The organism is Streptomyces aidingensis (assembly GCF_900112355.1).
GTDB lineage: Bacteria > Actinomycetota > Actinomycetes > Streptomycetales > Streptomycetaceae > Streptomyces > Streptomyces aidingensis.
This window is the reverse complement of the sequence record NZ_FOLM01000003.1, coordinates 1-4,493: the sequence shown is the minus strand read 5'-3', so window position 1 is coordinate 4,493 and position 4,493 is coordinate 1. Positions and strand designations below refer to the sequence as shown.

Below are 4,493 nucleotides of genomic sequence, written 5' to 3'. Positions count from 1 at the left end.
GTTGCGATTCTCGGCCGTCCCGGAGGACGGCCGCCACGGCACCTGACCATACCGTTCTCGCCAGAGTGGCGGCTCTGCACACCGCAACACCTGAACGGATATAGGGCAACTCAGACATTCAGCTTCGGTAGGCCCCGGGGATTTCTGCCACACTTCGGGTTCCTAAGTGCGACGGGATGGCTTCGCTCAGCGCACCTTCGCCAGCCCGACGCGGGAACACCATCGGTGTCGGCTGGCAGCAATGCGGACAGACCATGCAAGGATAGGACAGACCAGCGGACCGGGTCATGACTTTGTCCACGTATGGGCGCCGAGGGCCCGACTCCGGAACGTCTCAGGGGACCAGAGTGAGATTTGATAGGGCAGTGATGATCGCGGTGGACCGACAATGCAAATTGGTCGTTCCGAGCTACCAGGGTAGCGGTTCACGGTCGTAGAAGAGTTGGCCGGTGGGTCCGTCATCGGGGAGAGTGGCCAGCCAGATCGGGGTGTCGGCGGCTTCTTCCGGCATCCGGGTGGTCTCGCCGTAGGCCATCCGCGTGTTGGTCCGGCCCGGTGACACGGCGTTGACGAGGATGCCAGCGTCCTTGAGTTCTGCAGCCAGGATGCGGGTGAGGGCGTTGAGTGAGGCTTTGGACACCCGATAGGAGACGTTCGTACCGGCCATGGTGCTGATGGACCCGAGGTGGCTGGTGATGTTCACGATCCGGCCGTACCCATGCTTGCGCATCTCCGGGATTGCCGCGGCGCAGCATCTCCAGGCGCCCAGGAGATTGGTTTCCAGGGTGGCGTGGATCTTCTCGAAATCGGGGCTGCCGGCCGGCTGACCGCGGTCGATGGCGATGCCCGCGTTGTTGACCAAGACGTCCAGGCGTCCGTGTTCGTGGGTGGTATCGGCGACCGCCCGCGCGACGCTCGCCGGGTCGGTCACGTCCAGCTGCTGCGCCGAGGCATGCAGTCCCTGGCTGCGCAATTCGTCGGCTTCCCGCTCCGCGGCGCTTTCGCTGCGGGCGGCCAGGACAGCGTGGAGGCCGCGTTCCGCCAGGCCTTGAGCGATGGCCAGGCCGATACCGCGGTTGGCTCCGGTCACCAGGGCAACGCGTGGTGACTCGCTCATGAGGCCAGTTCCAGTTCCGTCAACTGTTCGTCCAGTTCCCGGACCCGCCGGTCGCGCTTGTTCAACGGCAGGCTTGCGCGTGCCGTGAGCAGGTGCTGGGTGTTCCGCCGTGAGGGGGCCTGCTGGATCAGCGGAATGGCCTCCGTGAGCAGGTGGCATGCGTGATCCAGCTCGCCGAGCTGCGCCTGGGCGGTGGCACGGCGGGTGACATAGGTGGCCCGGTCGCGGATCTTGGTCCTGGGGAGTGACTGAAGGGTCCGCTCGAGGTGCGCTTCCGCCTTGGCCGAATGCTCGCTGCGGTGCCGGGCACGACTGAGGTCGAGGTAGCAGGTGCCGACCTGGGCCCAGAACTCGGCGCCATCGAAGTATCCGAGCCATGGCGGGTCTTCGTCGGCAGGGCCGGACTTGCTGATGGCGTGCTCCGCTTCGCCCAACAGCCGTTCACACGCGGCCGGGTCGCCGAGGGCGGCGTGGGCGCGTGCCTCGCGCAGGGCAAACATCGCCCGGGCACGGGGGGTGGTTTGCCCCGCGCCTTCGTACGCGCTGCGGGCCAGGGCCAGGGCTTCCCGGTGATTGGCTGCGTCGTAGCACTGCAGGCTCATCGATTTGAGTACGTTCGCACCCATGGTGCGGTCGCCGGCAGCGTGCGCCACGTGCAGCGCGGCGGTCCAGTAGCGCTGGGCCGCCGCGTGGAGTCCGGCGTCGAAGCAGGCCCAGCCGGCCATGCGGCTGAGTTCGCCTGCAAGGGCGAACAGCCGCTTGCCGATCTCCGTGGTGTAGGAGGAGCTGTCCAGGACTTCGACGACCATGCCCAGCTCGGCGCTGATGAGCTGTCGGGCACGTAGCCCGCCGCGTTCGGCTTCGAGGAACCGCAGCCGAGGGACGCCGTCCTCCAGTCTGTCAACGAAGGCATGGGTCACCTGGCCGCCCCGGACCGCTGCGGCCAGCTCGCTCGGCTCTATCCGAAGCCACTCCTCCGCGAGTCCGACCAGGGCGGCGCCGGTGAGCTTCATGAACCCCCGGCGATCCCGCATCCCGTGCTCCACTGCGTCCTCCAGGGCGCTGATGCTGCCCGGCTGTGTCCAGCCGAAGTCGGTACGGACCGGATCGCCGTCCGGCAGCCAGCACGGCCACGGCTCCTGCCGCACCCGCTCCGGCGGAACACCCAGTTCCGCCGCCAGCGCCAGCTGGCTGGGCCGATCCGGCGTGACACCGCGGTGTTCCCACCGCCACGCCTTCTGCCGACCGTTTCCTGCATTGCCCAACCGGCGGGCAACGACGTCCACGAGGTTTTGCTGAGTCCAGCCGCGGTCGGCCCGCACCACGCTCAACGGATGTACGTAGAACGCCCGGTCCTCCCTGCGTGCCATCAGCTGCCCCTTCCGCCTGCTCGCTTCATGCTACGGGCGCGCCCGTCGCCGCGTCGGCTTCTGGGGCACCGCCGCGCACGGAAGGCCACAACGAGACCACAAGCCAGCTCTAGCCACACCGCTGGAACCCCAGTTGGCTATGAGTCCCGTCAATCACTCAGGGTGAGGAGGTCGTCGCGGTGCACCGCAGAAGTGTGATCTGGGAGCAGGATGCCGACCTGCCACCGGCTCCCCGGCCGTCTCCCTTCGTCCAGTGGGCTCCCGCCGGTCCCACTGATGCAGCTGGCCTGTCACGGACGCTGGGATTCGAGGTCCCCTTCGCTGTTCCAGGGCCGGTCGACGGACTGCTGGCAGCGCTTTTCGTTGCGGCCCTGGAGCGCGCGCAGCTGCGCCCGGTCGGTGCGGTAGCGCTCCTCTGCGGTGTCGGTTCCGCTGCCCACGAGAGTCATATCGCACAGATTCGGCATCTCGCCGAGGTAGCGGGAATCCGCATCCACCGGGAAGTGTGCGATGCCTGTCCCTGCGGGACGTCCTTGGCCAATCGCTCGTGCTGGCGTCAGGTCCGAAGGCTGCTTGGAAGTGGCTTCGCTGAAGGGGTCATCACCACGGACTGGAACACGCTGGCCCCGGCCACGGACCAGGACCGGGCGCTCGAGGACCTCGCCACCCACCACGCCTTCCTCGTCTTCACGCGTCCGGGCCTGGCCGCAGAGGGAGGGGAGTAGATGGCTGTCCCGACGGCCTTCACCGGGGCACGAGCCGACGCCCCTGCGGCTTCCCGGCCATCCCCGCCACCTTGCCTCGAACCGGGCGGCGGGATCCCTCGCAGCTGGTCAGCGCTGGTGTGCGGGTGTCCAGTAGTCGGTGAGCATTTCGGCCGGCCAGGTGGGCTGGTGGACGGGTCCGCGTGGGCCCATGTGCTCGAAGTAGGGGGCGAGGTCGATCACGGGGGTGCCGTCGACGGCGTCGAGGTCGGTGACGTGCAGGTCGCGGCCTTCGACGTGGAGAAGGCGGGGGAAGCTGACCGCGAGCTGGTTGGGGCGGCGGTGGTTGCGGTGCACGAAGGTGCCGGTGGCCGGCCAGCGGGGGTTGCCTCGCGGGCTGCGGGCGTGCAGGGCGACGTCGTCGGGCGAGGCGCGGTGGAAGTGCCAGACGACGAGGAGGTGGCTGAACTCCTCGATGCCCTGGAGGGTCTCCAGCGGGTAGGAGGCGTCGAGGCGGATGACGGATTCCACGCCGCCCTGGTAGTCGTCGGCCGGTTCCATGTGGCCGCCGACCACGGTGGCGATGGCCTGGACCTGGAGGGTCTCGGGCACGTGTGTCTCCTCCTGCCGCTGCGGGTTGCGGAGTTGCTGCTCCTGGTGGTGCCGCGTGGGGCGGCCGGGTCAGCCTACGCGGGCGAGGACTTCCCGGGCGCGGGTGTCCAGGTCGGTCACGGCGCTGATGCCCCGTCCTCGGAAGGGGGTGAGCATGCGGCGCATGTGGATGACGGTGTCCCTGGCGCGGCCGGACTGGACGCCGTCCATGGTCTCCAGGGCGCGGGTCCAGGTGGTGCAGGCGGCTTCGAGGGCGCCTTGCCGGGCCTGGAGGGCGCCGAGGTATCCCAGGGTCACCGCGTGGGTGCGGGTGAATTCCTGGGTGCGGCGGGTGCGCACGCTGCGGCGGAATTCGCGTTCGGCTGCTTGCAGGTCGCCGAGGTCGCGCAGGGTGCAGGCGGTTTCGTGGGCGAGGCTGGCCTCGCCGAAGAACCAGACGCGGCCGGGGTCCTCCCCGGTGGTGGTCGCATCCGCGAGGTCGTTCTCGGCGCGCAGGAGTGCGGCCAGGGCTTCGGGTTTGCGGCCGGCGGCGGCGAGGCTGCGGGCGTGCACCACGCCGAGCAGGGCGCGTTCGCGGGGTGTGGCCCGGGTGTAGCGGCGTTGTTCCAGCGAGGCGTCGGCCAGGGCGAGCGCGTGCCGGGGGTGGCCGAGGTCCACGGCCTGGTGGGCCATGGCGCGCAGGATGTGTCC

General features: G+C 69.3%; 5 protein-coding genes. All 5 read right to left on the bottom strand.

Annotated features, from left to right (window positions below):
- Positions 1 to 409: 409 nt before the first annotated feature.
- The gene (locus BM242_RS07265; protein WP_093837877.1) at positions 410 to 1,117 is read right to left on the bottom strand and encodes an SDR family oxidoreductase; all 708 of its coding nucleotides are present in this window, start codon (positions 1,115 to 1,117) and stop codon (positions 410 to 412) included.
- On the bottom strand, positions 1,114 to 2,487 hold the full coding sequence (locus BM242_RS07260; protein WP_093837876.1) for an NsdA family TPR-like regulatory protein: 1,374 nt from the start codon (positions 2,485 to 2,487) through the stop codon (positions 1,114 to 1,116). Before BM242_RS07260 ends, BM242_RS07265 begins: the two co-directional genes overlap by 4 nt.
- 290 nt (positions 2,488 to 2,777) lie before the next feature.
- Complete coding sequence (locus BM242_RS29255) at positions 2,778 to 2,936, bottom strand: hypothetical protein (protein ID WP_175541303.1); 159 nt, start codon at positions 2,934 to 2,936, stop codon at positions 2,778 to 2,780.
- Between the two features lie 384 nt (positions 2,937 to 3,320).
- The gene (locus BM242_RS07245; RefSeq protein ID WP_093838234.1) at positions 3,321 to 3,752 is read right to left on the bottom strand and encodes an SAM-dependent methyltransferase; all 432 of its coding nucleotides are present in this window, start codon (positions 3,750 to 3,752) and stop codon (positions 3,321 to 3,323) included.
- Between the two features lie 120 nt (positions 3,753 to 3,872).
- A partial coding sequence (locus tag BM242_RS07240) for a tetratricopeptide repeat protein (protein WP_483883324.1) occupies positions 3,873 to 4,493 on the bottom strand: 621 nt, incomplete at its 5' end.

What these genes read in the sequence shown, in the direction of transcription:
- BM242_RS07265 (WP_093837877.1), bottom strand. Translation starts at nt 1,117, where the DNA reads ATGAGCGAGTCACCACGCGTTGCCCTGGTGACCGGAGCCAACCGCGGT.
- BM242_RS07260 (WP_093837876.1), bottom strand. Translation starts at nt 2,487, where the DNA reads ATGGCACGCAGGGAGGACCGGGCGTTCTACGTACATCCGTTGAGCGTG.
- BM242_RS29255 (WP_175541303.1), bottom strand. Translation starts at nt 2,936, where the DNA reads ATGACTCTCGTGGGCAGCGGAACCGACACCGCAGAGGAGCGCTACCGC.
- BM242_RS07245 (WP_093838234.1), bottom strand. Translation starts at nt 3,752, where the DNA reads ATGGAACCGGCCGACGACTACCAGGGCGGCGTGGAATCCGTCATCCGC.